The organism is Microbacterium sp. Clip185 (assembly GCF_028743715.1).
In the GTDB taxonomy this organism is placed as follows: Bacteria; Actinomycetota; Actinomycetes; order Actinomycetales; family Microbacteriaceae; genus Microbacterium.
In genome coordinates this window covers 229,865-256,303 of record NZ_CP117996.1, presented here as the reverse complement: position 1 = coordinate 256,303, position 26,439 = coordinate 229,865, and the positions used below count along the sequence as shown (strand labels likewise).

The following is a 26,439-nucleotide window of genomic DNA, read 5'->3' as shown; positions in this document are numbered from 1 at the left end:
GAGCGTCAGCGCTCGCGGTGCCGCAGCGACGACAGCGTCACCGCGGCGATGATGATGAGGCCCGTGACGACCTGCTGCACGTAGGCGTTGACGCCCAGGATGTTCAGACCGTTGCTCATGACGCCGATGATCGCGACGCCGACCATGGTGCCGCCGAGGTTCGCGGCTCCCGAGCGGACGACCGTCATGCCGAGGAAGACGGCGGCGACGGAGAACATCATGTTGTCGCTGCCCTGCACCGCGCTCGCACTGCCGAGGCGCGCCGCCAGCAGCACTCCGCCGAGCGCCGAGATCGCCCCGGCGGCCGTGAACGCGATGAGCCGGGCCCGACGGACGTTGATGCCGGACAGGCGCGAGACCTCGACATTGCCGCCGGTCGCGTACCAGCGCCGACCCATCGTGGTGAAGCGCAGCACGAACCACAGCAGCAGCGAGATGACGATGGCGATGTACACCGGGATCGGGATCTCGAACAGCTTCCCCTGCCCCATGGCGTTGAACTCCGGCGGCAGGTTGAACAGCGTCGTCCCCGCTGTGACGAGGTAAGCCAGACCCACCACGGATGTCATCGTCGCGAGCGTCGCCACGAAGGCGGAGAGGTTCACGTAGGCGATCAGCAACCCGTTGACGAGTCCGACGAGCAGACCGACCAGGATGGCGACGGCGACCGCGACGGTCACGGGGACGCCGTTGATCATCATGGATGCCGCAACCGCACCGGCGAGCGCCGAGGTGGCACCCACCGACAGATCGAAGTCGCCGACGACCATGACGATCGTCTGTGCCCCGGCGATGATCGCGAGGATCGAGACCTGGTACAGGATGTTCTTCACGTTGGTGAAGGTCAGGAACACATCGGGACGCATCGCGAAGAAGAAGATGACGAGCACGATGAGGGCGACGACGGTGCCGCCGTGGAGGAAGATGCGCCCGAACGACTCGGCGCGCGCGGTCACGATGCTGCGCGTGGTGAGCGTGGGATCCGTGGTGGTGGCCATGTCACTCTGACTTTCCGTAGCAGTAGGAGAGGAGCAGTTCGTCGTCGGCCTCCGCCGCGGCGACCTGTCCGGAGATGCGCCCCTCGTGCATGATGACGACGCGGTCGCTCATGCCGATGAGCTCGGGGAGTTCGGAGCTGACGGCGATCACGGCGGTGCCGGTCGCCGCCAGGCGGCGGATGAGGCGGTAGATCTCGGCCTTGGTGCCGACATCGATGCCGCGGGTGGGCTCGTCCATGAGCAGGACGGCGGGCTGACGCTCGAGCATCTTGGCGAGCACGACCTTCTGCTGATTTCCGCCCGACAGCTCGCCGACGCTCTGGCGGGGGCTGCGGGCCTTGATCTGCAGGTCCGACATCCCGCGCCGGGCGATGTCGGCGATGCGCGCCTGCGAGACGACGCCGACCGAGCTCACCGAGGAGAGGTTCGCGATCGTGATGTTGTCCTGGATCGACGCGCCCAGGATCACGCCCTGGCTGCGACGCTCCTCCGGGACGAGCGCGATGCCCGCGGCGAGCGCACGCCCCACTCCCGGCGAGCGCGGCAGGGTCTTGCCCCCCACCGTGATCGTGCCGGCCTGGTGCTTCTGCGCCCCGGCGAGGATGCGCAGCAGCTCGCTGCGCCCGGCGCCGGCGAGCCCGCCGATGCCGAGGACCTCGCCGGCACGCACCTCGAACGACACGTCCTGCACGCGACGACCGGTCAGACCCTCGACGCGCAGCACGACGTCTCCGCCGCCCGAGCCCCGTTCGGGATAGAGCTGACCCGCCTCACGGCCGACCATGAGGGAGATGACCTCGTCGATGTGCGAGTCGGCCACATCCTTCGTGATGATGGTCTCGCCGTTGCGCATGATCGTCAGCCGGTCGCAGAGCTCGAAGACCTCCTCGAGGCGGTGCGAGACGTAGACGATGGCGACACCCCGCTCGCGCAGGGATCGCAGCACCGCGAAGAGGTCGGTGATCTCGGTGTCCGTGAGCGACGCGGTCGGTTCGTCCAGGATGAGCACCCGCGCGTCGGTCGCGAGGGCGCGGGCGAACGCCACCATGGTCTGCTGCACGGGAGAGAGGTCGCCGGCGAGCTTACTCAGCGGGATGCGCTGATTGATGCTGTCCAGCTGCTCCTTCGCCCGCCGCCGCAGCTCGCGCCAGTTGACGACGCCCCCGCGGCGCGGCGTCTGCTCGCCCAACAGGATGTTCTCGGCCACCGTCAGCGACGGAATGATCGACAGCTCCTGGTAGAGCGCGACGATCCCCTCGCCGCGGGCGGTGCGCACGCTCTGGAACTCGACCTCCTGGCCCGAGCGCAGGATGGTGCCGCCGTCGGGGGCGTACAGCCCCGTCACCACCTTGATCAGCGTGGACTTGCCCGCACCGTTCTCGCCGAGCAGGGCGTGGATCTCGCCGGGGAGCACGGACAGCCGGGCACCCTTCAGGGCGTGCACCCCATCGAAGCGCTTGACGATGTCGCGGGCCTCGAGCGCGGGGGCGGTCTCCACCGGCGCCGCCTCCCGTTCCAATGCGGTGGTCATGACAATCCTCCGAGCCGGGCCTCGTCGTTGCAGGCGATGATCACCTTCGGATAGCGCCCGGTGAGGTGCGTCTCGAAGGCCTCCGCGGCCTGCTCGAGGGGGAAGACGGCCTGGGTGAACTCGGCCAGGTCGAGGTGCGGCAACAGATTGAGCGCACGGGGGAACGCATACGGCGAGACGAAGACGCCCGTGAGCGTGAGCTCCTTCAGATACAGGTAATCCGAGATGTTCAGCGGCAGCTCGTAGTCGCTCGGGTACATCGCGCCGTAGATCACCGTGCCGCCCTTGGCGGCCAGGTCGAGCAGTCCACGGGTCGCCCGTGTCGATCCCGAGGCGTCGATGACGACGTCATAGCCGCGACCCTCGGTCAATTCGTCGGCGATCGCGGCCTGATTCTCGCTCGTGGGGTCGATCGTGTACTGCGCGCCGTGACGTCTGGCCATCCCCCGCCGGTCGGCGATGGGCTCGATCATCGTGAGCGCGGTCGCGCCGTAGCGTGCCATGACCTGCACCGTGAGCTGCCCGATCGGCCCTCCTCCGCAGACGGCCACACGGTCACCGACGCGGATGCGGGTCTTGTCGGCGATGCGCACGGCCACGGAGGTCGGCTCCAGCAGGCATCCCTCGAGCAGGCTCACGCTGTCGGGCAGGCGGTAGACCTGGGACTCATGCCAGGTGACCGTCTCGGCCATGCCGGGGCGGTTGTAGTCCTGGATGTGCTCGCAGAACTGCTGGCGTCCGTCCTGACACGGGCGGCACGATCCGCAGAAGCGGAGGAAGTTGCCGGCGACCCGGTCGCCGACGCGCAGGCCGCCCCGCCCGGCGCGCTCGCCCAGCGCCTCGATGACGCCGGAGACCTCGTGCCCGAGTCCGATCGGCACATCCGTGCCGAAGAAACCCTCGGCCAGGTGCGGGTCGGACCCGCAGATGGCGGCGTAGGCGACACGGATGCGGACATCCTCGGGGCCCAGCTCGGGCTGCGGCATGTCGACGACGCCGATGCGACCGCGGGCGGCCTCGTCAGGATCGCGCAGGTTGCCGATGCGCGTGACGGCGACGGTACGCATGGTCCGGCTCACCCCTCGGCCGCGATCACGCGACGCAGCGCCGCGGTCGTCGCCGACAGCCCGTAGCCGTGCTTGTCGCGCAACTGCTCGTCCTCACCGAAGCCGGCGTAGACCTGCGGGATCCCGAGTCGCTCGAACGCCGTCAGACGGATGCCGCGGTCGGCCACGACGTCAGCGACACGGGTGGCGAGGCCGCCGTAGGCCAGGTGATCCTCGAGCACCACGAAGCGCCCGCCGGTCTCGGCCGCGCAGCGCACGATGAGCTCCTCATCGATCGGCTTCAGCGTGAACATGTCGACCACGCGTACGGAGCGACCGTCTGCAGCCAGCTCGTCCGCCGCATCCAGCGCCTGGGCGACGGTCGTGCCGTGCGTGAAGATCGTCGCGTCGGTGCCCTCGCGTGCCACGATGCCCTTACCGATGCGCACCTCGTGCTGGCCGGGCTCGTAGAGAACCTTGTCCTTCTTGCCGACGGCGAGACGGATGTAGATGGGTCCCTGCATCGTCATGGACTGCCGGATGATCTCGCCGACCATGAGCGGGTCGCCGATCGAGGTGACCGTCATGTTCGTCAGGGCGCACATGAGCGCGAGGTCCTCGACCGCGTAGTGCGTCGATCCGCCGTTGCCGACGAGTCCGCCGTGCGTGCCGATGATCTTGACCGGGAGGTTGGGGTAGCAGACGTCGGTGCGCACCTGCTCGAGCGCGCGCATGCTGAGGAAGGGCAGCATGCCCGAGACGACGGGAATGTTGCCGTCGTAGGCCAGGCCGGCGGCGATGCCGACGCACGCCTGCTCGGCGAGACCGACGTCGATGAACCGATCGGGGAAGGTGTCGCGGAACTCGACGAGGGTCGCCCCGATGTCCGGGGTCAGCACCCACAGGTTCTCGTACTCGGCGCCGAGCTCTGCGAGCGTCGAGCCGATGACCGATCGCGCTCCGAGGAACTCTCCGAAAGTGAAGGTCACGGGCATCAGACGGACTCCTTCTCACGCGAGGCGGTGAGCGCCGCGAGGGCGCGTTCGAGGTCGGCGGCGCCGAGCGATCCGGCGTGCCAGGCGAGGTTGTGCTCCATGAAGTCGACGCCCTTGCCCTTGATGGTCTCGGCGATGATGACGGTGGGCGTCTCGGTGTCGGGCTCGGGCAGCGCGTCGAGCGCCTCCACCAGCTGCGCCATGTCGTGACCGTCGATGTGCACGACATTCCAGCCGAAGGCGCGCCACTTGTCCGGGTAGGGCTCGAAGGCGACGCGCTCCTCGGCGAAGCTCGTCATGAGCTGGCGGTTGCGGTCGACGAAGGCGACGAGGTTGCCGAGGCGGTTGCTGCGAGCGGCCATGACCGCCTCCCAGACCGACCCTTCGCCGGTCTCGCCGTCGCCGAGGAGGGTGAACACGCGGTGGGCGTCGCCGCGGTGGCGGGCACTGAGCGCCATGCCCACGGCGAGGGGAAGGCCGTGTCCGAGCGAGCCGGTCGACGCCTCGACGCCGGGCAGCTGCACCTTGCACGGGTGCATGCCGTAGGCGCTGTCGAGCTGACCGTAGGTGTCGACGATGCCCTCGTAGGAGAAGAAGCCGCGCATCGCCATCGCGATGTACATGCACACGGCGGCGTGGCCCTTGCTGAGCACGAAGCGATCGCGCTCGGGGTTGGCGATGTCGGTCGGGTCGACATTCATGCCGTAGTGGAAGAGAGCGGTGAAGATGTCCGCCGAGGACAGGTCTCCGCCGATGTGGACGGCGCCCTCGTAGGTGCCGCACAGGTGCAGGAGCTTGCGCCGCAGTTCGAACGCCAGATCCTCCAGTTCGGCCACGTTCGGACGCTCGTCCGTCTGCAGGGGGGAACTGCTCATCATGCCTCCTCGTCGATGGCAGAGAGACGTCGAATGTGCGGGAAATCGCGTCTTCATCGACGTCGTTTCGGGTGCCGCCATCCGACTCTGGAGGGCGACCCGGTGAACGTAGCACGATCTCATTTACATGTAAACAGGAATGGACGTAAACTCGTGCCGCGGGGGTGGCGACGGTCGCGATCCCGCACATATCCGAGACACAGAGAGGTGCAGGGATGTCGAGTTCGATCGCCCAGACGTCCGCCGGAGTGCGGACAGGGCTCTACATCGGAGGCGCGGAGCGCTTCACCGATGACGTTCTACAGATCGCCGATCCGGGCAAGCCCGGAGTCATCGTCGGCGAGGCTGCGGCAGCCTCGCCCGCAGATGTCGCGGATGCGGTCGCCGCCGCATCCGCTGCCTTCGGGTCGTGGAGCGCACTGTCGGCGGCCGAGCGCGCAGAGGCGATGGCCGCCGCCATCGCCGGCATCGCCGACGAGCGCGACACGGACGCCGCCGTCCTGTCGCAGGAGAACGGCAAGATCCGCTTCGAGGGATGGGTGGATGCTCTCGTCTTCGAGATCCGATGGAACCTCGCCCTCATGCTCAAGGACGAGGTCGAGAAGGGACACACCCTCCCCGTGATCCCCGGCGCGATCCCGGTCACGACCGAGGTGGCGTACCAGCCGCTCGGTGTCGTGACGATCATCGTGCCCTTCAACTGGCCGATCGCCATCCTCGGCGCAGCCCTGCCTCACGCGCTGCTCGCGGGCAACACCGCGATCGTGAAGCCGCCGCCCTCCGCGCCGTTGGCGACGACCCGCGTGGTGCAGCGCATCGCCGAGAAGCTGCCGCCGGGCGTGCTCAACGTGGTCACGGGCCGCGACGAGAACATGGCTGAGCTCATCCAGAGCCCCGACGTCGCGAAGGTCTGCTTCACGGGCAGCGTCAACGGCGGCAAGCGCATCATGCAGATGGCCGCGCAGACCCTCACCCGCGTCACGCTCGAGCTCGGTGGCAACGACGCGGCCGTGTTCCTCGAGGACGCAATTCTCGACGACACGCACCTCGACCGTCTCTACGCCGCGATCTACGACACCACGGGGCAGATCTGCATGAACGCCAAGCGCGTCTTCGTGCACCGGTCGCGTCTCGATGAGGTGGTGGCGGGACTCGAAGCACGCCTCGAGAAGGTCGTTATCGGGTACGGGCTCGACGAAGGCACGACCATGGGGCCGCTGCATCAGCCGGCGCAGAAAGCGTTCGTCCAGGAGATCATCCAGGAGGCGAAGGATGCCGGCGCCGACGTGCGCGAATACGGCACCTTGCCGGGGGGCGAACTGGCAGGCGGCAACTTCCTGCGTCCGGCGATCGTCGTCGACCCCGACCCGTCGCTGCGCGTGGTGACGCAGGAGCAGTTCGGCCCCGTCATCCCGATCATCCCGTTCGACTCCGAGGAGGAAGCGGTCGCCCTCGCGAACGACACCTGGGGCGGCCTGTGCGGCTCGGTGTGGACCGCGTCGCCCGAGTCCGCGCAGCGCGTGGGATCGCAGCTGGTCTGCGGCTACGTGTGGGTCAACGACCACGGCGCCACACGCCTCGACCTGCGCGCGCCCTTCGGCGGCATGAAGCAGTCCGGATTCGGTCGCGAGCAGGGCATCGAGGGCGTGCGCGCCTTCCAGGACACCCGGTCGATCGCCACGATCGACCCGGAAGCCCTGGCGGCGATGGCGCACTGATCACCACGACGCGGGCCGGGGCCGTCTCCCGGCCCGCGTCGTGCAGCGGCGGACGCCGCATCCGACTCCCGGAGAGGAATTCCATGGCGACAGATCGCACTCGACACGCACACGGCGTGAAGCCCCCCGCCGAGGCGGTCGTCGAGCCGCTGGCCGACCACATCGATCCGGACGCCTTCACGCCGAGGCTGCTGGCCCTGCTCTCCAACGCGCTGGTCTGGCGCGAGTCCCACGAGCTGCGCCGCCAGTTCGATCTGGGCACCAATGAGTGGCGCGTCATCTCCGCACTGGCCATGAACCCGGGCTTCTCCGCCTCGGAGATCTCGGAGTTCCTGGTGGTCAACAAGGCGATCGTCTCCAAGAGCGTGACGACCCTCGTCGAGCGAGGTCTCGTCGTGCTCGCGGAGGGCGCCCGCGGGTCGCGGCCGATGTACCTGACGGCGGCAGGAGCCGCCATGCACGACGACATGCTGCCGATCTCCCTCCGCGGGCAGGAGATCATCCTGGCCCACATGACGCCGGGCGAGGTCACCCGACTCAATGCCCTGCTGCGCAAGATGCTCGAGGAGATGCGGGTGCTGCAGAGCCTCGACAACGAGTCCTGGCTGGCGGATGCGGGCGGCTCCCGCAAAGCGTGAGCCGCTGCGCGTTCAGCTGGAGCAACCCTGCTCGCCGAGCCACGCGCGCGCATCCGCGTCGGCCCGGGCAGAGCTCTGATCCGGCGCGATGGGGCCCTCTTCGTAGTTCCGGCCGGTGCGGTCGACATACAGGCTCTCGGTGAGCACGATCGTCGCACCGTCGAACAGCGTGTGGCTCACGTTCGCGGAGGTGTAGCCCGCGCTGTCGGCCCCGAACGTACGGGCGCCCTCCACGCCGCGGAAGGATGCGAGCACGGCCTCCCCGCTGGACGCGGTCCACTCGTCCTGGAGAACGGCGATGGGCTTACCGGCGAGCTTCTCGTGCGCCCCGACGTCGACCATGACGTTGCCGGCGATCGCGGCACCGCGCGATTCGATCGTGACGGCCGTCGCATTGCCGCCCCGATCGACGAAGGACAGCGCCACGCCATCGGGAAGCAGCGCGGCGATCCCCGAGAGCATCGGGTACATGTTGCCCCCACGGTTGCCGCGCAGATCGATCACCCAGCCGCAGGTGTCCGCCGCGGCCCGATCAATGCCGTCTGCGACGGTCGTGGCGTAACTCTGGAGATCCTCCGCCCGCGAGGAGACCATCTCGGGCAGCACGATCGTCGTGATTCCCGCGTCGGTGTCGACCGTCGGCTGGGCCGACGACTCAGCAGCGGCGGACCCCGTCCCCGCCGGGACGAAGCTCGAGTGCCGACCGCCGGCGATCTGCGTGCCCTCCTGCAGGAGCGGATACAGCTCGGCGTATTCGGTAGCCGACCTCGCCGCATCCAGGATGGCGGCCCGCTTCGCCGGCCACTCCGGGTCATTCGCGTGGTAGCCGCCGTCGAGACGTTCGACGGCGAGCTGCGCGTACTTCTCGACAGACGGAGGCACGAGGTAGAACCCGAAGCGCGGTCCGTAGACGTCGGCGGCGAAGACCCCCACCGCGGCGACGCCGGCGAGGGCGCCCAGAACGACGGTCATCACCACGATTCGTCGGCGACGGCGCCTCGGGCGGGCGGAACGGGCGGTTACGGGCACACGTGACGTCGACACATTCCCATCGTCGTCGCCCGCGATCCTCGAGCACATCGTCGCGGCGATGTACCCGGCCCGACGGGCATCATCCTGAAGATGGACGATGAGCCGTGAAATACCTCTTGTCATTACCTATCGACATAGGTACTCTCGCTGACGAGGCGCAACGAAGCCCTCCCGACAGCGGAAGGACCACGACTCGTGGCACGTAACACCCCCGCACCCGACCCGGCCGCATCCCTCGCGCTCCTCGACGGCTTCTCGCTCGAGATGACCGGCAAGGACGTCCCCGGACTCGAGGAAGCCCGCGACGTCATCCCCGCCGGCACCAAGATCAACGTCACCTTCCTCGGCAACGAAGACCTCGACATGCGCGTCGCCGCCGCCAAGGCCGTGAAGGATGCGGGATTCGTCCCCGTCCCGCACGTCTCCGCCCGTCGGCTCGCCTCCGCCGCACAGCTCGAGGAGTTCCTCGACCGCCTGCAGCAGGTGGGTGCCACCGAGCACGTCTTCGCCGTCGGCGGCGACCCGGCCGAACCCGAGGGCCCGTACCCCGACTCGCTGAGCGTCATCCGCTCCGGCATCCTGCAGAAGTACGGCGTGCGCGAGGTCTCGATCGCCGGCTACCCCGAGGGACACCCCGACATCCCCACCGACGTCCTGTGGCGCCACCTCGAGGACAAGTCGGCGGCGCTCACCGATGCGGGTCTCGGCCAGGTCATCCTCACGCAGTTCGCGTTCGACACCGACCCCGTCATCGACTGGATCGACGGCGTGCGCGGCCGCGGGATCACCTCGGAGATCCGCATCGGCACCCCCGGCCCCGCCGGCATCAAGCGCCTGATCACCTTCGCCCGCCGCTTCGGCGTCGGCGCGAACGCGATGATCGTGAAGAAGTACGGGTTCTCGCTCACCAACCTCATGGGAACGGCGGGTCCCGACCGGTTCATCGGCGACCTCGGCGCGCTCGTCGCGCAGAAGGACTCCCGCGGACCTGTCAAAATTCACTTCTACACGTTCGGCGGTCTGCGGGCGACATCCGACTGGGCCCGCGAATACATCGCCGCGCAGTCCTGAGGAGATCCCCGCATGTCCCTGCACAAAGACGCCCTGCGCGACCACGCCTGCCTGATCGTGCACGGCCCCGACCAGCCCGGGCTCGTCGCCGCCGTCACCGCGCTCATCACGCGCAACAAGGCGAACATCGTCACGCTCGACCAGTACTCGGACAACCCCGAGGGCGGCGCATTCTTCCAGCGCGTCGTCTTCCACCGCCCCGACCTCGCGGCGGCGATCGGCGACATCGAGGCAGACCTCGCGCAGACGCTGGAGCCCTACGGGATGCAGTGGCGCCTGACCGACCAGTCGGTTCCGAAGCGGATGGCGATCCTCGCCTCCACGAGCGACCACTGCCTGCTCGAGCTGCTGTGGCGCCACCGCCGGGGCGAGCTCAACGTCACGATCCCCATGGTGATCTCCAACCACACGAACACGGCGGAAGACGTGCGTTCGTTCGGCATCCCCTTCTTCCACGTGCCCTCGCAGGGCCCGGACAAGTCGGAGGCCGAGCGAGAGATCGTGAAGCTGCTCGCGGGCAACGTCGACTTCGTCGTGCTGGCGCGCTACATGCAGATCCTCACCGACGACTTCCTCGAGGGCGTCGGCGTGCCGGTGATCAACATCCACCACTCCTTCCTTCCCGCCTTCATCGGCGCAGGCCCCTACAAGAAGGCCAAGGAACGCGGCGTCAAACTCATCGGCGCCACCAGCCACTACGTCACCAAGGACCTCGACGAGGGCCCGATCATCGAGCAGGACGTCGCCCGCGTCGACCACTCGATGACCGCCGCCGACCTCCAGGCCCGCGGTGCCTACGTCGAGCGGGCCGTACTCTCGCGCGCCGTGCAGTGGCACGCCGAAGACCGTGTCATCCGGCACGGCAACCACACCATCGTCTTCACCTGACTCCGACGCCTCACCCGAGGCGCCGGTCCCGAACAGAGAGGTTCATCGTGGCCAGCAACCTGCAGGAACTCATCGACCAGACCAACCCGGTCGAGATGCTGCGCAACTCGCAGATCGGCTCCTACATCTACCCGGTCGTCCCCGCCGACTTCCAGAACTGGATCAAGGAGCAGCAGGCCTGGCGCAACACGGCCGTGCTCTACGACCAGTCCCACCACATGGACAACGTGTTCCTGAAGGGCTCCGACGCGATCAAGCTCATCAGCGACACCGCGATCAACTCGGTCGCGAACTTCGCGGTCAACAAGGCGAAGCAGTACGTGCCCACCACCGCGAGCGGCCACGTGATCGGCGACGGCATCCTGTTCCGCGAGGCCGAGGACGAGTACGTGTACGTCGGCCGCGCGCCCGCATCCAACTGGCTGATGTACCACGGTGAGACCGGCGGCTACCAGAACCTCGACGTGCAGGTCGACCGCCGTTCGCCCTCGCGTCCGTACGGCCACGCCGTCACGCGCCGCTACTACCGCTTCCAGATCCAGGGCCCCAAGGCGTGGGACGTCATCGAGAAGCTCAACGGCGGCCCGCTGGAGAAGCTCGGCTTCTTCAACATGTCGACCATGACGATCGCCGGCAAGACCGTGCGCACCCTCCGTCACGGCATGGCCGGCGCTCCCGGTCTCGAGATCTGGGGCCCCTACGAAGACCACGACGCCATCCGCGACGCGATCGTCGAAGCCGGCGTCGAGTTCGGTCTCGTGCCCGTCGGATCGCGCGCCTACCCGTCGAACACGCTCGAGTCGGGCTGGATCCCCTCGCCGCTTCCCGCGATCTACTCGGGTGAGGCCGAGCGCGGCTACCGCGAGTGGCTCGGCGTCGACAGCTACGAGGCCACCGGAACCCTCGCGGGCTCCTTCGTCTCGGACAACATCGAGGACTATTACCTCACCCCCTGGGAGCTCGGCTACGGCTCGTTCGTGAAGTTCGACCACGACTTCATCGGCCGCGACGCGCTCGAGAAGATCGACCCCTCGACGCAGCGCAAGAAGGTCACCCTCGCGTGGAACGCCGAGGACCTCGCGAAGGTCTGGGGCTCGCTGCTGAACGTCGACGGCCCCAACTACAAGTTCTTCGACCTCCCGCTGGCCAACTACGGCTCGGCCAACTACGACTCCGTCGTGGATGCGGACGGCACGGTCGTCGGCTTCTCGATGTTCACCGGCTACAGCGCCAACGAGCGTCGCGGCCTCTCGCTCGGCACGGTCGACCCCGACGTGCCCGAGGGCACCGAGCTGAAGGTCGTGTGGGGAGAGCCGAACGGCGGCACCTCCAAGGCGTCCGTCGAGCCGCACGAGCAGACCGAGGTGCGCGTGGTCGTCAGCCCCGTGCCCTACTCCACGGTCGCCCGTCAGACCTACCAGGGCGGCTGGCGCACCGGCTACAAGGGCTGAGCATTCGACGCGACGCGGGGCCCGGTCCGGCCGGGCCCCGCGTCGGCGTTTATGGATAGCCTCAGAGCCACACCTCGGAAGGAGAACGGCGGATGAGCCTGCGTTACGCGCTCCTCGCCCTCGTGCGGGTGGGACCGCAGTCCGGCTACGACCTGCAGAAGCAGTTCGCAGTCTCGGTCGGGCACGTCTGGCACGCCCCGGACTCTCAGATCTACCCCGAGCTGCGCAAGATGGAGGCCGAGGGTCTCGTGCGCGGCGAGGAGCAGGCACGCGGCGAGCGCGGCACCCGGCGGATGTACCACATCACCCCCGAAGGGGATGCGGCCTTCCTCGCGTGGATGGCAGCTCCGCTCGACTACCAGCGCGTGCGCGACCCTGCTCACCTCCGGGCCGCCTACCTCGAAGCCGGCACGCCCGCCGACTCCCGCGCGTTCCTGCGCGCGCACATCGCGCAGTGGGAGAGCGAGCTGGAGCAGTGGGAGGGCGAGCTGGCGCGCATCGACGCCGTCGACAACCCGATGCTGCTGCGCCGTCTCGCCGTCACGCCCGAGGCCGACAAGGAACGCACGATCGCCTACAAGCGCTTCGCCTACGAGGGTCTCGTGGAGCGCGCGCGGGGCGAGATCTCCTGGGCGCAGCGAGGCCTCGCCCTCGTCGAACGCCTCGAAGGCGCAGAAGGAGCAACATGAGCATCGACACGGCAGCGCGCACCGACCGAGCCCGCGCGGTCGCGGCCGTTCGCGAGCTGCTCGAGGCCGTCGGCGAAGACGCCGATCGCCTCGGGCTGACCCGCACCCCCGAGCGGGTGGCGGATCTCTTCCTCGACCTGTTCTCCGGGCTCGGCATCGATCCCGCATCCGCACTCGGAGCACCTGTCGCCCTCACCGACAACGAGCACCCCGGTGAGCTCGTCGGCATGACCGCCATCCCATTCCGCTCGGTGTGCGAGCACCACCTGCTGCCCTTCGAGGGAACGGTGGATGTCTTCTACGCGCCGGTGCGTCACATCGCGGGACTCAGCCGCATCGCGACGCTCGTCGAGCTCGCCTCGCGTCGCCCTCAGCTGCAGGAACGTCTCGGACACCAGATCGCCGACGCGCTCATGACGGTGCTGCGCCCACACGGGGTCGCCGTGCGGGTGGAGGCCCGCCACGGGTGCGTCGCCCATCTGGAGCCGAGCGCCGCATCCGCTCGCGTGGTCACGGTGGCAACCCTCGGCGACATCCCCGACGCGACCTGGCGCCTCGCCGCACCATCCGCCCCCTGACGTTCACCGATCGGACACAATAGTGTCAACGATCCGGTGCGGTGCTGCCGCCCGAGAAGGGGATGACGATGGCGTTTCCCTCCGTGACGGACGAGGCCGACCAGGCGGCGCGACCCGAGCTGGCCGCGCAGATTCGCGACGCGATCCTCGGCGGCGAGTTCGCGCCTCACCAACGGCTCATCGAGGCCGATCTCAGCGAACGCTTCGATGCTCCGCGGGCAGCCGTGCGCACCGCGCTGCTGACGCTCGCGGGAGAGGGCCTCGTCGAGCGCCTGCCCAACCGCGGCGCGCGCGTGCGAGCCATCACGGTCGACGAGGCGGTCGAGATCGTCGAGGTGCGCATGGGACTCGAGTCGCTCTGCGCCCGCAAGGCGGCCGAGCGGGTCGACGACGATGACATCGAAGCCCTCCGTACGCTCCGATCGGACATCGAGCGTGCGATCGCCGTGGGCGACCTGATTGGATACTCCCGCCTGAACCAGGAGCTCGATCGGCGCCTGCGCGAGCTCAGCGGGCACGCGACCGCATCCCAGCTCCTGGAGCGTCTGCGCGCGCAGTCCGCGCGGCACCAGTTCCGGCTTGCCTTCCACCCCGGCCGCGCCGCGCAGTCCGCACCCGAGCACATCGCGATCATCGACGCGGTCGTCGCCCGCGATCCGGATGCGGCCGAGGCCGCCACCCGCCAGCATCTCGCCGGCATCGTCGACATCCTCCGCTCGCTCGACTGACCGCATCCGTCCCAAAGCCCGCGAGACTGCACTTTCGCCACGAGATCACGGGTATTGACCGTGATCTCGTGCGAAAGATGCAGTCTCGCGGGATCTAGAGGGGGAACGGGGGATGCGGATCAGCCGAAGGACTCGACCGTGGTGTACCCCTGTCCGTTGTACTTCTGCACGACCACCGAGGACACGGCCGGCTGACCGTCCACCGTGGTGTCGACGGCGGTGCCGTCGAGCATGAGCGGCGCCTGGAAGTCGCTGATCGAGCGCAGCGCTTCCATGAAGTTCTCGCGCGTCGGCTCGGTCATCTTCTCGAAGGCCTGCTCGAGGGTGGCTCCGACCATGAAGCTCCACATGCAGTGCGGGAAGGCGGGCATGTCCTGGTAGTCCGCGTACTGCTTCAGGTCGGTCAGGAACGTCTGCACGTCCTCGTCGTCGGCGAACGCAGGGCTCGCAGGCGCCTTAGAGAACGACACCGAGTACACACCGGGGAAGGCGTCCGCGCCTCCGGGCTGCAGGATGGCGGTCGGGCTCGACGTGTTCGAGGGCAGGAACCAGCTGGGACTCCATCCGAGCTGCTGCGCCTTCTGCAGCGACGAGATCACGAGCGGCGTGATCGACATCGCGTTGAAGAACACATCGGCGCCCGAGCTCGCAAGCTCGGTGAGCTGCGCATCGACGGCCGTATCGGTCGCCTCGTAGGTGAGCTCCTTCACGATCTCGATGTTGCTCGCGCCCTCGACGGCGTTCTTGAAGCCCTCGAGGTAGCCCTCGCCGTAGTCGTCGTTCTGGTAGAGCACGGCCACCTTGTGGTTCTCACCGGATGCGGCCAGGAGCTTTCCGAAGGCCTCGCCCTCGTTCTGGTAGATCGGCACGAAGCCGAGCTGCCACGGGCTCTCGTTGGTCTCGCTGAAGATCGGGTCGCCGGTCATCACGAGAACCTGCGGCACCTCGTCGGCGATCGCCGCCTCGCGATAGGCGCGGTTGGTCGGCGTGCCGAGGCCCGCCGTCATCGCGAAGACGCTGTCCTTCAGCTGGTCGTAGTTGGCCTTGGCCTTCTGCGGGTCGTAGGCGTCGTCGAGCGCCTTGATGTCGACCGTGCGGGTCTTGCCGTCGCCGAACTTCACGCCGCCCTCGGCGTTCTTCGCACCGAAGTACGCCGTGATGCCGGCGACCGTGCAGGTGCCGGGGCCCGCCGTACCGCCGCTGAGCGGCGTGGTGATGCCCAGGCTGATCGACGTGTCGGTGATGCCGGGGCTCGCGGCCGCGGCGCCGCCGGTAGCGTCGGAGCCTCCCCCGCCGCGCGAACAGCCGACGACGGTCAGTGCGAGAGCGGACGTCAGGGCGACGATGCCCAGCACGCTCCTCTTCCTCAGATTCATGGGTGATTCTGCCTCTCTGTGGTGCTCGGCGACGCGGGAAGGTCGCCGGACGATGGGTTGGCCGGTGCTCGATCGGAGCGACGCCGCATCCGTCTCAGTCGTGCGGGAAGGGATGCGAGTCCGCCCGGGAGGACGAAGAGCACAAGCAGCAGCAGCGCCCCCTGGAGCACGGCCGTCAGGTTGGGGTCGACGAGGTTCGTCAGCTGCGGCGCGAGCACGTAGTACGCACCGCCCAGGAGCGACCCGATGATGCTGCCCGCGCCGCCGATGACCATCGCCGCGAGCAACTGGATGGAGTGCCCGAAGCTCATCGTCTCGGGCGAGGTGTACTGCACCACGACCATGTAGAGGAAGCCGCTGACGCCGCCGATGAGGGAGGCCACCGTGAAGGCGAGCACCTTGTACCGATAGGGCGAGACGCCCATCGCCGCGGCGACCGCCTCGTTGTCCTTCACGATCGCGAAGGCGCGGCCGTACTTGCCCCGCACGAGGTTGCGGGTGAGCAGGAACGCGATGCCGCCGATGATGATGACGAGGTACAGCTGCCATTGATCGTCGTACAGCCCGCTCCACTCCGGCGCGTCCGTGAAGCGCGCCGACACGCCCTGCGATCCCCCGGTCAGATCCGACAGCCGCTTGGCCAGCGGCACGCCGACGATCGGGAGCGCGATCGTCACCATCGCGATGGCGAGCCCGCCCAGCCGCGCAGCGGCGAGCGCGATGATCAGCCCCACGACGCCGGGGATGAGGATGCTGAGAACGAACACGAGGGCGATGTTCCAGTCGTTCTGCACGCCGTACGCGGTGACGTACGCGCCGAGCCCGACGAAGAAGATCTGCCCGAGTGAGACCTGGCCGGTGTAACCCATGACGACGTTCAGACCGAGCACCGCGACGGCGAAGACGCCGATGCGCGCGATCGTCTGGTTGGCGAACTCGGGCAGCATGAGCGGGAGCAGCACGAGCAGCGCGACGACCGCAAGCACGGCGACGATGCGTACCCACCGACGCGAGAAGACGGATGTGGTGGAAGCCATCAGACACGCACCACCGTTCTGCGGCCGAACAGGCCCTGTGGTCGCACGAGCAGCACGATGAAGATGAGCACGAACGGCACCGCGACCTTCAGGTCGTAGCCGATGAAGGGCACGTACACGGCGGCGAGGTTCTCCAGCACGCCGATGATCCATGCCGCCGCGACCACTCCGACGGGACTCGAGAGTCCGCCGAGGATGACGGCGGCCAGCGCGTAGACGAGGGCGTTGTCCATCATCCCGGGGGTGAGCGTGAGCTGCGGGGCGACGAGCGCGCCGGCGACGGCGCCGAGACCCGCGGCGAGCCCCCATCCGACCATGAGCAGGCGACTCACGGGCAGGCCGGAGAAGGCCGCGGACTGCGGGTTGACCGCGACCGCCCGCAGTGCGAGGCCGAGCTTCGTGCCGGCGAACAGCGCCTGCAGCAGGATCATGATCGCGAGGATGACCACCGTCGTCCCGATCGATCGCACGCTCACCGAGGCGCCCAGCACCGAGATCGTGTCGAGGGGGAAGAGTGAGGGGAACTGCTGGTTGTTGTAGGTGAAGAGCCAGCCGCACACACCGGTGATGAGGGTCAGCAGACCGATCGTGACCACGACGGCGGTGTCGGGGTCGCCACCCTCGAAGCGGCGCATCAGGTAGCGCTCGACGACGGCGCCGAACAGGAACGAGACGCCCACCGAGAGCAGGATCGCGAGGATCAGCGGGATTCCCACCCCCGTGAACCACCAGGCGAGGTAGGCGGAGAGCACCGCCATCCCGCCCTGGGCGAAGTTGATCAGGCCGGTCGCCTGGTTGACGAGCACGATCGCCAGGGCGAGCGCGGCGTAGACCGAGCCGATGGACAGCCCGTCGACGACGAGTTGGATGAAGGTTCCCACTCTCAACCTCCCAGGTAGGCGCGGCGGATCTCGTCCATGCCCTTGAGTTCGGCCGACGTGCCGGTGAGCACGTTCCGGCCGGTCTCGAGCACGGTCGCGGTGTCGACGAGTCGGAAGGCGAGCGTCGCGTTCTGCTCGACCACGAGCATCGCGATGCCGGACTCGCGGCGCAGCCTCGCGATGGCGTCGTAGACCGTGCGCGCGGTGCTCGGGGCGAGGCCCAGAGACGCCTCGTCGAGCAGGAGCAGCCGCGGCCTGGCCATGAAGGCGCGGGCGACGGCGAGCATCTGCTGCTCGCCGCCGGACAGCGCCGAGGCGTGGGAGCGGTAGCGCTCTTTGAGGTTCGGGAACAGGTCGAGGCAGTAGTCGATGTCACCCTGGATGGCCTTGTGATCGCGCCGCTGGTACGCACCGACCCGCAGGTTCTCGCGCACCGTCAGGGCGCCGAGGGTGCCGCGCCCCTCGGGCACGTGGGCGATACCGATGGACGCGACCTTCTCGGGCCGCATCCCGCGGATGTCGCGCCCGTCGAATCGGATGGTGCCGGTCGTGCGCACCATGCCGCTGATCGCGCGGAGAGTGGTCGTCTTTCCCGCGCCGTTCGCCCCGAGGATGCCGACGGCACCTTGCTCGGGCACGCTCAGCGACACGCCGTCGAGCACCTGCACGGGGCCGTACGACGCGGTCACGTCGACGAGTTCAAGCAGCGTCATCGGCCGCCTCCTTGCCGATGTAGGCCTCGATCACACGAGGATCGCTCTGCGCCTCGGCGGCCGAGCCCTCCATGAGCTTGCGGCCGTGGTCGAGCACCACCACACGGTCGGTCAGGGCGGCGATGAGGCCCATGTGGTGCTCGACGATGACGACGGTGATGTCGTCTTCGTCACGGATGGCGCGAACGGTCGAGATGAGCTGCTCGACCTCGGAGTGCGGAAGCCCTGCCGCCGGCTCATCCAGCAGGAGCAGCTTCGGGTGCGACATGAGCGCCCGGCACAGCTCGATCGCCTTGTGGAGTCCGTGCGAGAGCTCGTCGGCGTGACGGTTCGCCGCCCAACCGAGCCCTGAGCGCTCCAGCAGTCGCAGCGCTTCGGCGCGCATCTCGCGTTCCGACCGCCACGTGCGCGGCGTGCGGATCGCCCACTCGCCGGGACCTCCGGGAAGGCGCGTGTGGGCACCCAGCATCACGTTCTCGAGCACGGATGCGTGCAGTTGCAGCGCCGGATGCTGGAACGTGCGGGCGAGTCCGCGCCGCGCGAGGTGCGCGGGGGTCTGCCCGGAGGCCTCGTCGCCGTCGATCGTGATGGAGCCCGAACTCGGCCGGTAGTGACCGCTGATGCAGTTGAACAACGAGGTCTTGCCCGCGCCGTTGGGCCCGACGAGGCCGAAGATCTGGCCGGGCTCCACGTCGAATCCGACATCGTGCAGCACCGTGATCCCGCCGAACCGCAGGTTCACATCCTTGAGGGTGAGTCGAGCCGCCATGGCCGCCTTTCCGTGTCGTCGCGTCATTGCGAGACCGGGGGTTCGCCCCGTTCCTGGGACGGTACGGAGTCGCCCCACGATTGTCAACGATTTTGGCGTCGATTCCGGGGCACGTTCTGATCACACTTTCGCGTGAACGACACCCGACGCCCCACAGATTTCGCATGAATGGAAATCGGCCACATCGTCGATCACGCCCGGCGCATGCTCGGCTCGACGAAAGGAAGGTCGACGATGACATCCGAATCCCTCGCCGCGGCGATCGCACGCACCGGAAGCCCGCTCGAGCTGCTGCGCAACCAGAACTGGCCGGCGTTCACGTTCCCGGTCGCCCCCGAGTTCACGAACTGGCGCGACGAACAGCGCGCGTGGAACACCACGGTCGCCCTGATGGACCAGTCGCACCACATGACGCAGCTGTTCCTCGGAGGCAGCGACCTCATCGAAGTACTCTCCTCGATCTCGCCCAACACCTTCGCCACGTTCCGGCCCGGCGTCGCCAAACAGCTCATCAGCGTGAACGAATCCGGCTACCTCGTGGGCGACGGCATCCTGTTCTACAACGAGGACGCACCCGAGGGCCTCGTGCTCATCGGACACCACATCCTCATCGACTGGGTACGTTTCACGCTCGAGAAGGCCGCGGCCGAGGGCAAGGACGTGCATCAGCGCCTCGAGCCCAACTCGCATATGCGGCAGGGCCCGCCCACCTTCTACCGCTACGAGCTGCAAGGCCCCGAGGCCGATCGCGTCATGGAGAAGCTCTTCGGCGGGCCGGCGCCCGACATCAAGTTCTTCCACATCGGCGACGTCACGATCGGCGGCCGGGCGGTCAAGGCGCTGCGCCACGGCATGGCCGGGCAGCCGGGCTTCGAGTTCTTCGGCCCATGGGCCGACAACGAGCACGTGCTGCAGACCATCCTGGATGCGGGCGAGGAGTTCGGCATCCGCCGCGTCGGCGCGAAGGCCTACTCGGCGACGCCGCTCGAGTCGGGCTGGGTGCCGACACCGTTCCCCGCGGTGTTCGACGACGGCATGGCCGAGTATCGATCGTGGCTGCCCGCGGAGCGAATCGGCTCGGTGGCGGGATCGCTCACCTCCGACGACGTGCGCGACTTCTACCTGACGCCCTACGACATCGGTCTCGGACGTTCCGTGCGCTTCGACCACGATTTCCACGGCCGCGAGGCGCTGGAGCGGCATGCGGAGAATCCGCGCCGGCGCAAGGTGACGCTGCTGTGGAATGCCGACGACGTCGCCGCCGTCGTGCGCTCGCAGCTCGAGCCCGGCACTCCCGCGAAGTTCCTCGACTTCCCGAAGGCGCGCTACGGGCTGTACCAGATGGACGAGGTACGCCGGGGCGGCGAGCGCGTCGGCATCTCGACGGATGCGGGCTACATCGCCTACGACCAGCTGTACATGTCGCTCGCGACGCTCGACGTCGACATCTCCGACGGCGAGGAGGTCGAGATCGTCTGGGGCGAGGATCCGATCTCCTCCAAGCACTCGGTCGATCAGAACCATCGCCAGGTGATGGTACGTGCGACGGTCGCCCCCGCCCCGTACCACGAGTGGGCGCGCACGGTCTATCGCGCCTGAACGCCGACCGCGCCGGCACAACTCAGCCAGAACCACACTGCGGACTCAATGGAGTCCCGCTCCGCCGAGTTCTGGCTGAGTTGTGTGCCCTACGCGGGGTAGGGTCCCGGTAGCGGGAGGAGTCGCGATGGCGCGTGGATCGGCCGGCGAGTCGGCACTGCATCGTCACCTGCGCGTGCTCGACGCCTTCGACGCCCTGCATCCGTTCCTCACGCTCGGCGAGATCGCTCGCACCGCCCGCATCCCCGTGTCCACCGCGCACCGGCTCGTGGCCGAACTGACGCAGGAGGGCCTGCTCGACCGGCTGCCGGATCGCACTTACCGTCTGGGCGTGCGGCTGTGGGAGTACGCCTCGCGCACCCCCGGTGCGCTCGGGCTGCGCGAGGTCGCGCGACCCTGGCTCGCCGCAGCGCACGCCCGCATCCGTCAGCACGTGCAGCTCGGGGTGCGCGCCGAGCTGGACGTGCTGTTCATCGAGCGGATGTCGGCGCCGGATGCGGTCGTCAACGCGACGCTCATCGGCGGGCGGATCCCGCTCCACGCCTCGTCGAACGGACTGGTGCTGCTCGCGCATGCACCCGCAGGCGTGGTGAACGAGGTGCTGGGCAGTCCGATGCGCGCGTACACACCGCTCACGATCACGGATCCGCAGGTGCTCGGCGCCGAGCTCGCCCGCATCCGAGCCGACGGGTTCGCGGTCGCATCCGGCCACATCCACCTCGAGTCGCGGGGCATGGCGGTTCCGGTGCGCGGGCCCGAGGGTGAGGTGTACGCCGCTCTCGGTGCCGTCGTGCCCAACGACGGCTCGTCCGCGGCGGCTGTTCTCGAGACCCTGCGCGTGGCGTCGGCCGGGATCACCCGCGCGCTGCGGTCCCTGTACGGTTCCGGGCTCGATGAAGCGGCCGTCGTGCACGGGCCGCGCCCGGATGCGGGCGTCTCGGCGAAGTCATGGGCGTACATCGCCGACCTCGCCGAGCGCGCGGATGCGGCACCGAAGGTGCGCGCGTGACGCGCATCGCCGTCATCGGACTCGGCGAGGCGGGGCGCCGCTACGCCGTCGGGCTCTCACGCGCGGGCGCGGAGGTGCGCGGTTACGATCCGGACCCGCGCGAGGCCGACCCCGCTGTCCCCCGCGTGGACACCCTCGCCGAGGCGGTGACCTCCGCCGACGTGGCCATCAGCCTCGTGGGCGCGCACGCCGCGGTGTCGGTGGCCGAGCAGGTCGCGCCGCTGCTGGAGGCGGGGCGCCTCTACGCCGATCTCAACACCGCCGCGCCCGAGGTGAAGTCCGCGGTCGAGCGGGTCGCCGGACGTGCAGGTCTGCTCGTCGCGGATGTCGCCGTGCTCGCTCCGGTGACCCGAGCCGGCATCCGCACGCCGTTGCTCGCGAGCGGACCGGGCGCCGACGTCCTCGCCGGACTCCTGCGCCCGTTCGGGGTTCCGATCGACACGATCGATGCACCCGTGGGCGCGGCCGCGCGTCTGAAGATCGTGCGGAGCATCTTCATGAAGGGCCTCGCGACCCTGCTCATCGAGACGCTCACGGCCGCGGAGGCGGCGGATGCGGCGGACTGGATGCGCGGGCAGCTCACCGCGGAGTTGGGGCCCGACGCCCCCGCGCTCGTCGAGCGACTGATCTCGGGAACCCACGCGCACCGCACGCGCCGCGAGCAGGAGGTACGCGATGCGCTCGACCTACTGGCAGAGCTCGGCACCCCCGACGACATGACCCGCGGCACCCTGTCGTGGTTCGAGCGGCTCGGTCGCGACAACACCTGAGCCCCCATTTTCCCGCGAGACTGCATCTTCGGCACGAGATCACGGGTAAACACAGTGATCTCGTGACGGAAATGCAGTCTCGCAGGAAGGAGGCTGGGCATCGGGCACCGTGATCCGGCTCCTATCCTGAACGCGTGCGTCCGCTCCGCTTCGCCCTGGCCATCGCGACGGCCGCGGCGGTTGCGGTGCTCGCCTTCGGCGAGGTGACGCACTGGCGCGCCAGCCGGCGACGCCTCGGCTCACCATCCGCGCGCGACACGGAAGCCGTCGTGGTTCTGGGCTACGGCAACCGCGGACCGCGGGCGAACCGCGAGAACCGCTATCGCGTGCGGGCAGGGCTGCGCTCGATCGACCCGACGGCGACCCGCAGCATCCTGGTGTTCTGCGGCGGGACAGTGGAAGGCCCCGTCCCCGAGGCGGAGATCATGGATGCGTACGCCCGCGACGAGCTCGGCTACCGCGGCCTCTCCGTGCTGGAGCCGACCAGCAGGTCGACGTGGCAGAACATCGAGAACGCGATCCCGTTGATCGAGACCGCCGACGTGATCAAGATCGTGTCGAACTCGGTGCACGCGGAGCTGGCCCGCGGATACCTGTGGATGCTGCGACCCGACCTCGCCGTGCGGCTCGCCCGCGGGGCGGACTACCGCTTCGGCGAGATCGTGTGGGTGAAGCCCGTCGCCGCCGTTCTCGGCCGCAAGAAGCTGCGCCGCCTCCGCTCGCTCGACTGAGCGCCGTTTGCTCCCGCGAGACTGCATCTTCGGCACGAGATCACGGGTAAACACAGTGATCTCGTCGCGAGAATGCAGTCTCGCGACGACGACCGGGATGCGTGGCGGTCGTTGAGCGAGCCGGAGGCGACTCCGAAACGCAGACGACCGCGAGCGCGAGTCACTCCCAGGTGGCGGCGTCGGGGTCGAGGCCCTCACCGAGGGCACGGGCATCGATCGCACGGCGCAGCCACGCGGCGAGCCCTGGGCGCACAGCGTCGTAGTGCGCGGTGAAGGGGGGATCCGCTTCATACATGCGGCCGAGGCAGACCTGCATGCTGCGCGTGAGCGGGAAGTACTGCGAGAACACCTCGCGGTGGCGGTCGACGAGCGCGTCGGCACCTTCGCTGCCCGGCTCGACGCCCGCATCCACTGCGGCCGCCAACTCCGCATCCAGCGCCGTGACGGTGTACGCGATGCGCGCCCAATCCGCCGCATCCCGTTTCGCCGAGCGTTCCGCGTACTGCTGCCACTGGGCGGTGTCGCCGTATCGCTCGCGCGCCTGCAGCGGCCACCGCGGGTCCCACTCGGGGCCGAACGTCTCCACCTGCTCACGCACGGTGAGGGTGAGGCCGTTCTCGTACGCGTCGATCAGTCGCTCGACGTCGTCGCCGCGGCGCCGCAGTTCCTCGATGCGCTCCCCCAACCGCGCGCGTTGCGCGCGCAGCACGTCGGCCGCCTCGAGCGCGGACCCGTCCAGGATGATGCGGATGTCGTCGAGTCCGATCCCGAGCTCCCGGTAGACGACGATGCGCTGCAGCCGCTCCATGTCGGCGCCCGCGTACCGGCGGTACCCACTGTCCTCGCGCACCGACGGTCTGGCGAGCCCGATCTCGTCCCAGTGGTGCAGCGTGCGCACCGTGACGCCGAGCCGGCGAGCCGCCTGCCCGACGCTGAGGTCGCTCCCGTCAGACATGCTCACCATTCTCACCGCCCTCGACGCCGATGCCCACGGCCCGTAGCGCGATCCCTTCGGCGCTCTCGGGATCGAACGGCTTGGCTGCGGTGAGCACGACCCGCACGTTCTCGGGCGTCAGCACCTCGAGGTCGCGTGTGTTCCACGCCGTGTCGTGCGGGTCGGCCGCAGCGCCCGCATCCACGGCGCGGACCGCATCCGCGATGCCCTCGATCTGTCCCAGCACGCAGGCGAAGCTCACCGTCATCCGAGGAGTCTGCTGCGCGGATGCGGCCGGCACCAGCAAGACGTCCTGGAACGCCCAGCGGCGCAGGTGCACGAGCTGCCCCGGAATCGCGAACAGCTCGAAGAAGCCGAGCCCGCGGGTCCAGAAGTCGACGGATGCGGCAAGATCCGCCGACGGGATCGTGACGAACATGGGCATGCCGTAGATGCCGCGGAACAGCTCGGGGGCGACGGCATCCGGCCCGGGTGGGGGCACGGGGCTGATGTCGAAGGCGTTGGAGAAGTCGCTCATGGGACCACCGTGCGCCCTCACGCCGCGTGAGGGTCAAGCCCGGATACCTCGACCCTTGACCCGTCTGATTCCGCGAAACCGCATTTCCACCACGAGATCACGGGTAAACACAGTGATCTCGTCGCGAAAGTGCAGTCTCGCGGGCGGGAATCGGGGGCCCAGCGAGACCGACGTCAGTGCACGATGCGCACGGTGCCCGTCGGCGCATCGACGCCACCGACCAGCGCCTGCAACCCGGCCTTGAGCCGCGGAAGGTCGACCTTGCCGTGCGGGCTGCGCTCGAGGCTGTCACGGATCACGAGGTGGCGCGGCTTCTTGTACCCCGCCAGGCGGGCGTCGAGGTGCGCGCGCAGGGCATCGCCGTCGATCGCCGCACCTTCGGCGGGCACCACGACCGCGGTGACCACCTCCCCGTAGCGCTGGTCGGGCATGCCGAACACGACAGCGTCGTCGATGGCAGGAAAGGCGAACAGCGCCTCCTCCACCTCCGCGGGGTAGACCTTCTCGCCGCCCGTGTTCACGACGGAGCTTCCCCGGCCGAGCAGCTCGACCGTCCCGTCACCGTGGGAGAGCGCCCAGTCGCCGGGCATGACGTGGCGCACACCGTCGATGACGGGGAAAGTGGCCCGGGTCTTCTCCTCGTCGCGAAAGTAGCCCTTCGGAAGCGTGCCGCGGAACGCCAGGATGCCGCGGCCCCCGTCGAGGTGCTGCACCTGCTGCAGGTCCTCGTTCAGCACGACCGCACCGGGCAGCAGGCGCAGCTCGCCCGGCAGATCGGCGGCGGATGCGGTGACGTTGACGGCGTAGGGTCCGCCCTCCGTCGAGGCGAGCAGGTCGGTGATGACGATGTCGCCGCTCTCGTGGAACCGGCGTTTCACCTGGGTGCTGAAGCGCATTCCGGAGCTGATGATGGAACGGACGTCGCCGAAGCCCGAAACGCCGGCACGTTCGAGCGCGTCGACGAGCGGCAGCCCGATGGCGTCGCCGGCGATGATGAGGCGCGTGGCCCGCTCGTCGAGGGCGAAGCGCACCGCGGCGTCGGCGTCGAATCGCGCCGACGGCAGGATCAGCACGGTACCGCCCAGCACGAGAGTGTTCATCGACGTGAACAGAGCCGTACCGTGCAGGAACGGCGCGAGCGGAAGCGTGCGGGTGGGCGGCGGGTCCGCGGCGACGGCGAGAACCTCGGCCATCGAGGTCGGTGTGGCAAGCCCCGCCGTGCCGTAGATGGAGTAGAGCTGCACCGCGAGGATGTCCTCGGCGGCCCAGACCACCGCTTTCGGCTTGCCCGTCGTGCCGCCGGTGTACAGGCGCAGTTCCGCCCCCTCCGGCGGGGTCGCGGGAAGCTCGTGCGGCGTGGCGACCGCATCCGTCCACGTCGTCCCGGCGGCGGGCACGGGACCCGGTCCGTCGTCGATCACGATGAGCTGCGGCGCCTGTTCCCAGCCTTCCAGCGCATCTCGCACCACGTCCGCGAGCGACGTGGGATACACGAGCACCCTCGCACCGGAGTCCTCCAGCAGCGCGCGCACCTCGACCGCGCGGTACCGGTAGTTCAGCGGGACGGGCGCGATCGCGCTGGCGAAGCAGGCGAAGAGCGTCACGAGGTACTCGGGACGGTTGTAGAGGAGGATTGCGACCGAGTCCCCGGAGCGAAGCCCCGCCCGTGCGAGATACCCCGACAGGGCGCCGGCGTCGCGGGCGAACCGCTCGTAGGTCATCGTCCCCGTGGGCGTGATGACCGCGGGGCGGTCGCCGAACGCGCGCGCGACCTCCTGCCACACGTCGCTGTAGTGGCCTCTCATCCGAACCCCTTCGTCCGATGTCGCCCGCGCGGCGGCGCG

Annotated in this window: 26 protein-coding genes; 12 read left to right on the top strand and 14 right to left on the bottom strand. The window is 68.9% G+C overall.

The genetic code is table 11. The annotated features are described in order from the left end of the window. Positions 1-5 precede the first annotated feature (5 nt). From PQV94_RS01320 to PQV94_RS01300, 5 genes are read right to left on the bottom strand one after another with little or no spacing between them, the layout of a single operon-like run. A complete protein-coding gene (locus PQV94_RS01320; protein ID WP_274287008.1) occupies positions 6-998 on the bottom strand; it encodes an ABC transporter permease in 993 nt (330 codons plus the stop codon). Between the two features lies 1 nt (position 999). Then, positions 1,000-2,529 (bottom strand): sugar ABC transporter ATP-binding protein, encoded by a 1,530-nt coding sequence (locus PQV94_RS01315; RefSeq protein ID WP_274287007.1) that lies wholly within the window; start codon positions 2,527-2,529, stop codon positions 1,000-1,002. Continuing rightward, positions 2,526-3,596, bottom strand: coding sequence for a zinc-dependent alcohol dehydrogenase (locus tag PQV94_RS01310; protein WP_274287006.1), 1,071 nt, complete (start codon positions 3,594-3,596; stop codon positions 2,526-2,528). Before PQV94_RS01310 ends, PQV94_RS01315 begins: the two co-directional genes overlap by 4 nt. A gap of 8 nt (positions 3,597-3,604) precedes the next feature. Continuing rightward, positions 3,605-4,570, bottom strand: a complete 966-nt coding sequence (locus PQV94_RS01305) for a transketolase family protein (RefSeq protein WP_274287005.1) — start codon at positions 4,568-4,570, stop codon at positions 3,605-3,607. Then, a complete protein-coding gene (locus PQV94_RS01300) occupies positions 4,570-5,445 on the bottom strand; it encodes a transketolase (protein ID WP_274287004.1) in 876 nt (291 codons plus the stop codon). Before PQV94_RS01300 ends, PQV94_RS01305 begins: the two co-directional genes overlap by 1 nt. A gap of 215 nt (positions 5,446-5,660) precedes the next feature. Between PQV94_RS01300 and PQV94_RS01295 the strand changes: the two genes are divergently transcribed. After that, on the top strand, positions 5,661-7,163 hold the full coding sequence (locus PQV94_RS01295; RefSeq protein WP_274287003.1) for an aldehyde dehydrogenase family protein: 1,503 nt from the start codon (positions 5,661-5,663) through the stop codon (positions 7,161-7,163). Positions 7,164-7,279: 116 nt separating this feature from the next. After that, positions 7,280-7,801: a MarR family winged helix-turn-helix transcriptional regulator gene (locus PQV94_RS01290; RefSeq protein WP_274287002.1), complete on the top strand. Its 522-nt coding sequence runs from the start codon at positions 7,280-7,282 to the stop codon at positions 7,799-7,801. A 12-nt stretch (positions 7,802-7,813) separates the two neighbouring features. Here the strand turns inward: PQV94_RS01290 and PQV94_RS01285 are convergent, their stop codons facing one another. Next, positions 7,814-8,773 carry a S41 family peptidase gene (locus tag PQV94_RS01285; protein ID WP_274287001.1) on the bottom strand — a complete coding sequence of 320 codons (960 nt, stop codon included), beginning with the start codon at positions 8,771-8,773 and terminating at the stop codon, positions 7,814-7,816. A gap of 255 nt (positions 8,774-9,028) precedes the next feature. Here PQV94_RS01285 and PQV94_RS01280 point away from each other — a divergent pair, with 255 nt between their 5' ends. From PQV94_RS01280 to PQV94_RS01255, 6 genes are all read left to right on the top strand, one after another. After that, positions 9,029-9,904 (top strand): methylenetetrahydrofolate reductase, encoded by an 876-nt coding sequence (locus PQV94_RS01280; protein WP_443192698.1) that lies wholly within the window; start codon positions 9,029-9,031, stop codon positions 9,902-9,904. A gap of 12 nt (positions 9,905-9,916) precedes the next feature. Continuing rightward, positions 9,917-10,792, top strand: coding sequence for a formyltetrahydrofolate deformylase (purU, locus tag PQV94_RS01275; RefSeq protein WP_137418715.1), 876 nt, complete (start codon positions 9,917-9,919; stop codon positions 10,790-10,792). A gap of 47 nt (positions 10,793-10,839) precedes the next feature. Then, the gene (gene ligM / locus PQV94_RS01270) at positions 10,840-12,243 is read left to right on the top strand and encodes a vanillate/3-O-methylgallate O-demethylase (RefSeq protein ID WP_274287000.1); all 1,404 of its coding nucleotides are present in this window, start codon (positions 10,840-10,842) and stop codon (positions 12,241-12,243) included. Between the two features lie 92 nt (positions 12,244-12,335). After that, the gene (locus PQV94_RS01265; protein WP_274286999.1) at positions 12,336-12,932 is read left to right on the top strand and encodes a PadR family transcriptional regulator; all 597 of its coding nucleotides are present in this window, start codon (positions 12,336-12,338) and stop codon (positions 12,930-12,932) included. Further along, a complete protein-coding gene (gene folE, locus PQV94_RS01260; RefSeq protein WP_274286998.1) occupies positions 12,929-13,510 on the top strand; it encodes a GTP cyclohydrolase I in 582 nt (193 codons plus the stop codon). The genes PQV94_RS01265 and folE overlap by 4 nt, the downstream gene beginning before the upstream one ends. 68 nt (positions 13,511-13,578) lie before the next feature. Further along, complete coding sequence (locus tag PQV94_RS01255; protein WP_274286997.1) at positions 13,579-14,238, top strand: GntR family transcriptional regulator; 660 nt, start codon at positions 13,579-13,581, stop codon at positions 14,236-14,238. A 119-nt stretch (positions 14,239-14,357) separates the two neighbouring features. On the opposite strand, the gene PQV94_RS01250 is transcribed toward PQV94_RS01255, so the two are convergent. From PQV94_RS01250 to PQV94_RS01230, 5 genes are read right to left on the bottom strand one after another with little or no spacing between them, the layout of a single operon-like run. After that, positions 14,358-15,614, bottom strand: coding sequence for an ABC transporter substrate-binding protein (locus PQV94_RS01250; RefSeq protein WP_274286996.1), 1,257 nt, complete (start codon positions 15,612-15,614; stop codon positions 14,358-14,360). Beyond that, entirely contained in the window at positions 15,611-16,651 is a 1,041-nt protein-coding gene (locus PQV94_RS01245; RefSeq protein WP_274286995.1) for a branched-chain amino acid ABC transporter permease, read from the bottom strand. Before PQV94_RS01245 ends, PQV94_RS01250 begins: the two co-directional genes overlap by 4 nt. Beyond that, entirely contained in the window at positions 16,651-17,532 is an 882-nt protein-coding gene (locus PQV94_RS01240; RefSeq protein WP_274286994.1) for a branched-chain amino acid ABC transporter permease, read from the bottom strand. The genes PQV94_RS01245 and PQV94_RS01240 overlap by 1 nt, the downstream gene beginning before the upstream one ends. Before the next feature lie 2 nt (positions 17,533-17,534). Continuing rightward, positions 17,535-18,245: an ABC transporter ATP-binding protein gene (locus PQV94_RS01235; RefSeq protein ID WP_274286993.1), complete on the bottom strand. Its 711-nt coding sequence runs from the start codon at positions 18,243-18,245 to the stop codon at positions 17,535-17,537. Then, positions 18,232-19,014 carry an ABC transporter ATP-binding protein gene (locus tag PQV94_RS01230; RefSeq protein ID WP_274286992.1) on the bottom strand — a complete coding sequence of 261 codons (783 nt, stop codon included), beginning with the start codon at positions 19,012-19,014 and terminating at the stop codon, positions 18,232-18,234. Before PQV94_RS01230 ends, PQV94_RS01235 begins: the two co-directional genes overlap by 14 nt. 234 nt (positions 19,015-19,248) lie before the next feature. On the opposite strand from PQV94_RS01230, the gene PQV94_RS01225 reads away from it, so the two are divergent. From PQV94_RS01225 to PQV94_RS01210, 4 genes are all read left to right on the top strand, one after another. After that, the gene (locus PQV94_RS01225; RefSeq protein ID WP_274286991.1) at positions 19,249-20,613 is read left to right on the top strand and encodes an aminomethyl transferase family protein; all 1,365 of its coding nucleotides are present in this window, start codon (positions 19,249-19,251) and stop codon (positions 20,611-20,613) included. Positions 20,614-20,740: 127 nt separating this feature from the next. Further along, positions 20,741-21,622, top strand: a complete 882-nt coding sequence (locus tag PQV94_RS01220) for an IclR family transcriptional regulator (protein WP_274286990.1) — start codon at positions 20,741-20,743, stop codon at positions 21,620-21,622. Beyond that, entirely contained in the window at positions 21,619-22,392 is a 774-nt protein-coding gene (locus PQV94_RS01215) for an NAD(P)-dependent oxidoreductase (RefSeq protein ID WP_274286989.1), read from the top strand. Before PQV94_RS01220 ends, PQV94_RS01215 begins: the two co-directional genes overlap by 4 nt. Before the next feature lie 134 nt (positions 22,393-22,526). Further along, positions 22,527-23,123 (top strand): YdcF family protein, encoded by a 597-nt coding sequence (locus PQV94_RS01210; RefSeq protein ID WP_274286988.1) that lies wholly within the window; start codon positions 22,527-22,529, stop codon positions 23,121-23,123. Positions 23,124-23,283: 160 nt separating this feature from the next. On the opposite strand, the gene PQV94_RS01205 is transcribed toward PQV94_RS01210, so the two are convergent. The 3 genes from PQV94_RS01205 to PQV94_RS01195 form a co-directional block, all read right to left on the bottom strand. Further along, positions 23,284-24,078, bottom strand: coding sequence for a MerR family transcriptional regulator (locus tag PQV94_RS01205; protein WP_274286987.1), 795 nt, complete (start codon positions 24,076-24,078; stop codon positions 23,284-23,286). Further along, on the bottom strand, positions 24,071-24,595 hold the full coding sequence (locus PQV94_RS01200) for a VOC family protein (protein ID WP_274286986.1): 525 nt from the start codon (positions 24,593-24,595) through the stop codon (positions 24,071-24,073). The genes PQV94_RS01205 and PQV94_RS01200 overlap by 8 nt, the downstream gene beginning before the upstream one ends. Positions 24,596-24,768: 173 nt before the next feature. After that, the gene (locus tag PQV94_RS01195) at positions 24,769-26,400 is read right to left on the bottom strand and encodes an AMP-binding protein (protein WP_274286985.1); all 1,632 of its coding nucleotides are present in this window, start codon (positions 26,398-26,400) and stop codon (positions 24,769-24,771) included. Positions 26,401-26,439 lie beyond the last annotated feature (39 nt).

What these genes read in the sequence shown, in the direction of transcription:
- PQV94_RS01195 (WP_274286985.1), bottom strand. Translation starts at nt 26,400, where the DNA reads ATGAGAGGCCACTACAGCGACGTGTGGCAGGAGGTCGCGCGCGCGTTC.
- PQV94_RS01300 (WP_274287004.1), bottom strand. Translation starts at nt 5,445, where the DNA reads ATGAGCAGTTCCCCCCTGCAGACGGACGAGCGTCCGAACGTGGCCGAA.
- PQV94_RS01255 (WP_274286997.1), top strand. Translation starts at nt 13,579, where the DNA reads ATGGCGTTTCCCTCCGTGACGGACGAGGCCGACCAGGCGGCGCGACCC.
- PQV94_RS01305 (WP_274287005.1), bottom strand. Translation starts at nt 4,570, where the DNA reads ATGCCCGTGACCTTCACTTTCGGAGAGTTCCTCGGAGCGCGATCGGTC.
- PQV94_RS01200 (WP_274286986.1), bottom strand. Translation starts at nt 24,595, where the DNA reads ATGAGCGACTTCTCCAACGCCTTCGACATCAGCCCCGTGCCCCCACCC.
- PQV94_RS01285 (WP_274287001.1), bottom strand. Translation starts at nt 8,773, where the DNA reads ATGACCGTCGTTCTGGGCGCCCTCGCCGGCGTCGCCGCGGTGGGGGTC.
- PQV94_RS01320 (WP_274287008.1), bottom strand. Translation starts at nt 998, where the DNA reads ATGGCCACCACCACGGATCCCACGCTCACCACGCGCAGCATCGTGACC.
- PQV94_RS01315 (WP_274287007.1), bottom strand. Translation starts at nt 2,529, where the DNA reads ATGACCACCGCATTGGAACGGGAGGCGGCGCCGGTGGAGACCGCCCCC.
- PQV94_RS01245 (WP_274286995.1), bottom strand. Translation starts at nt 16,651, where the DNA reads ATGGCTTCCACCACATCCGTCTTCTCGCGTCGGTGGGTACGCATCGTC.
- folE (WP_274286998.1), top strand. Translation starts at nt 12,929, where the DNA reads ATGAGCATCGACACGGCAGCGCGCACCGACCGAGCCCGCGCGGTCGCG.
- PQV94_RS01310 (WP_274287006.1), bottom strand. Translation starts at nt 3,596, where the DNA reads ATGCGTACCGTCGCCGTCACGCGCATCGGCAACCTGCGCGATCCTGAC.
- purU (WP_137418715.1), top strand. Translation starts at nt 9,917, where the DNA reads ATGTCCCTGCACAAAGACGCCCTGCGCGACCACGCCTGCCTGATCGTG.
- PQV94_RS01235 (WP_274286993.1), bottom strand. Translation starts at nt 18,245, where the DNA reads ATGACGCTGCTTGAACTCGTCGACGTGACCGCGTCGTACGGCCCCGTG.
- PQV94_RS01230 (WP_274286992.1), bottom strand. Translation starts at nt 19,014, where the DNA reads ATGGCGGCTCGACTCACCCTCAAGGATGTGAACCTGCGGTTCGGCGGG.
- PQV94_RS01295 (WP_274287003.1), top strand. Translation starts at nt 5,661, where the DNA reads ATGTCGAGTTCGATCGCCCAGACGTCCGCCGGAGTGCGGACAGGGCTC.
- PQV94_RS01220 (WP_274286990.1), top strand. Translation starts at nt 20,741, where the DNA reads ATGGCGCGTGGATCGGCCGGCGAGTCGGCACTGCATCGTCACCTGCGC.
- PQV94_RS01225 (WP_274286991.1), top strand. Translation starts at nt 19,249, where the DNA reads ATGACATCCGAATCCCTCGCCGCGGCGATCGCACGCACCGGAAGCCCG.
- PQV94_RS01250 (WP_274286996.1), bottom strand. Translation starts at nt 15,614, where the DNA reads ATGAATCTGAGGAAGAGGAGCGTGCTGGGCATCGTCGCCCTGACGTCC.
- PQV94_RS01265 (WP_274286999.1), top strand. Translation starts at nt 12,336, where the DNA reads ATGAGCCTGCGTTACGCGCTCCTCGCCCTCGTGCGGGTGGGACCGCAG.
- PQV94_RS01205 (WP_274286987.1), bottom strand. Translation starts at nt 24,078, where the DNA reads ATGTCTGACGGGAGCGACCTCAGCGTCGGGCAGGCGGCTCGCCGGCTC.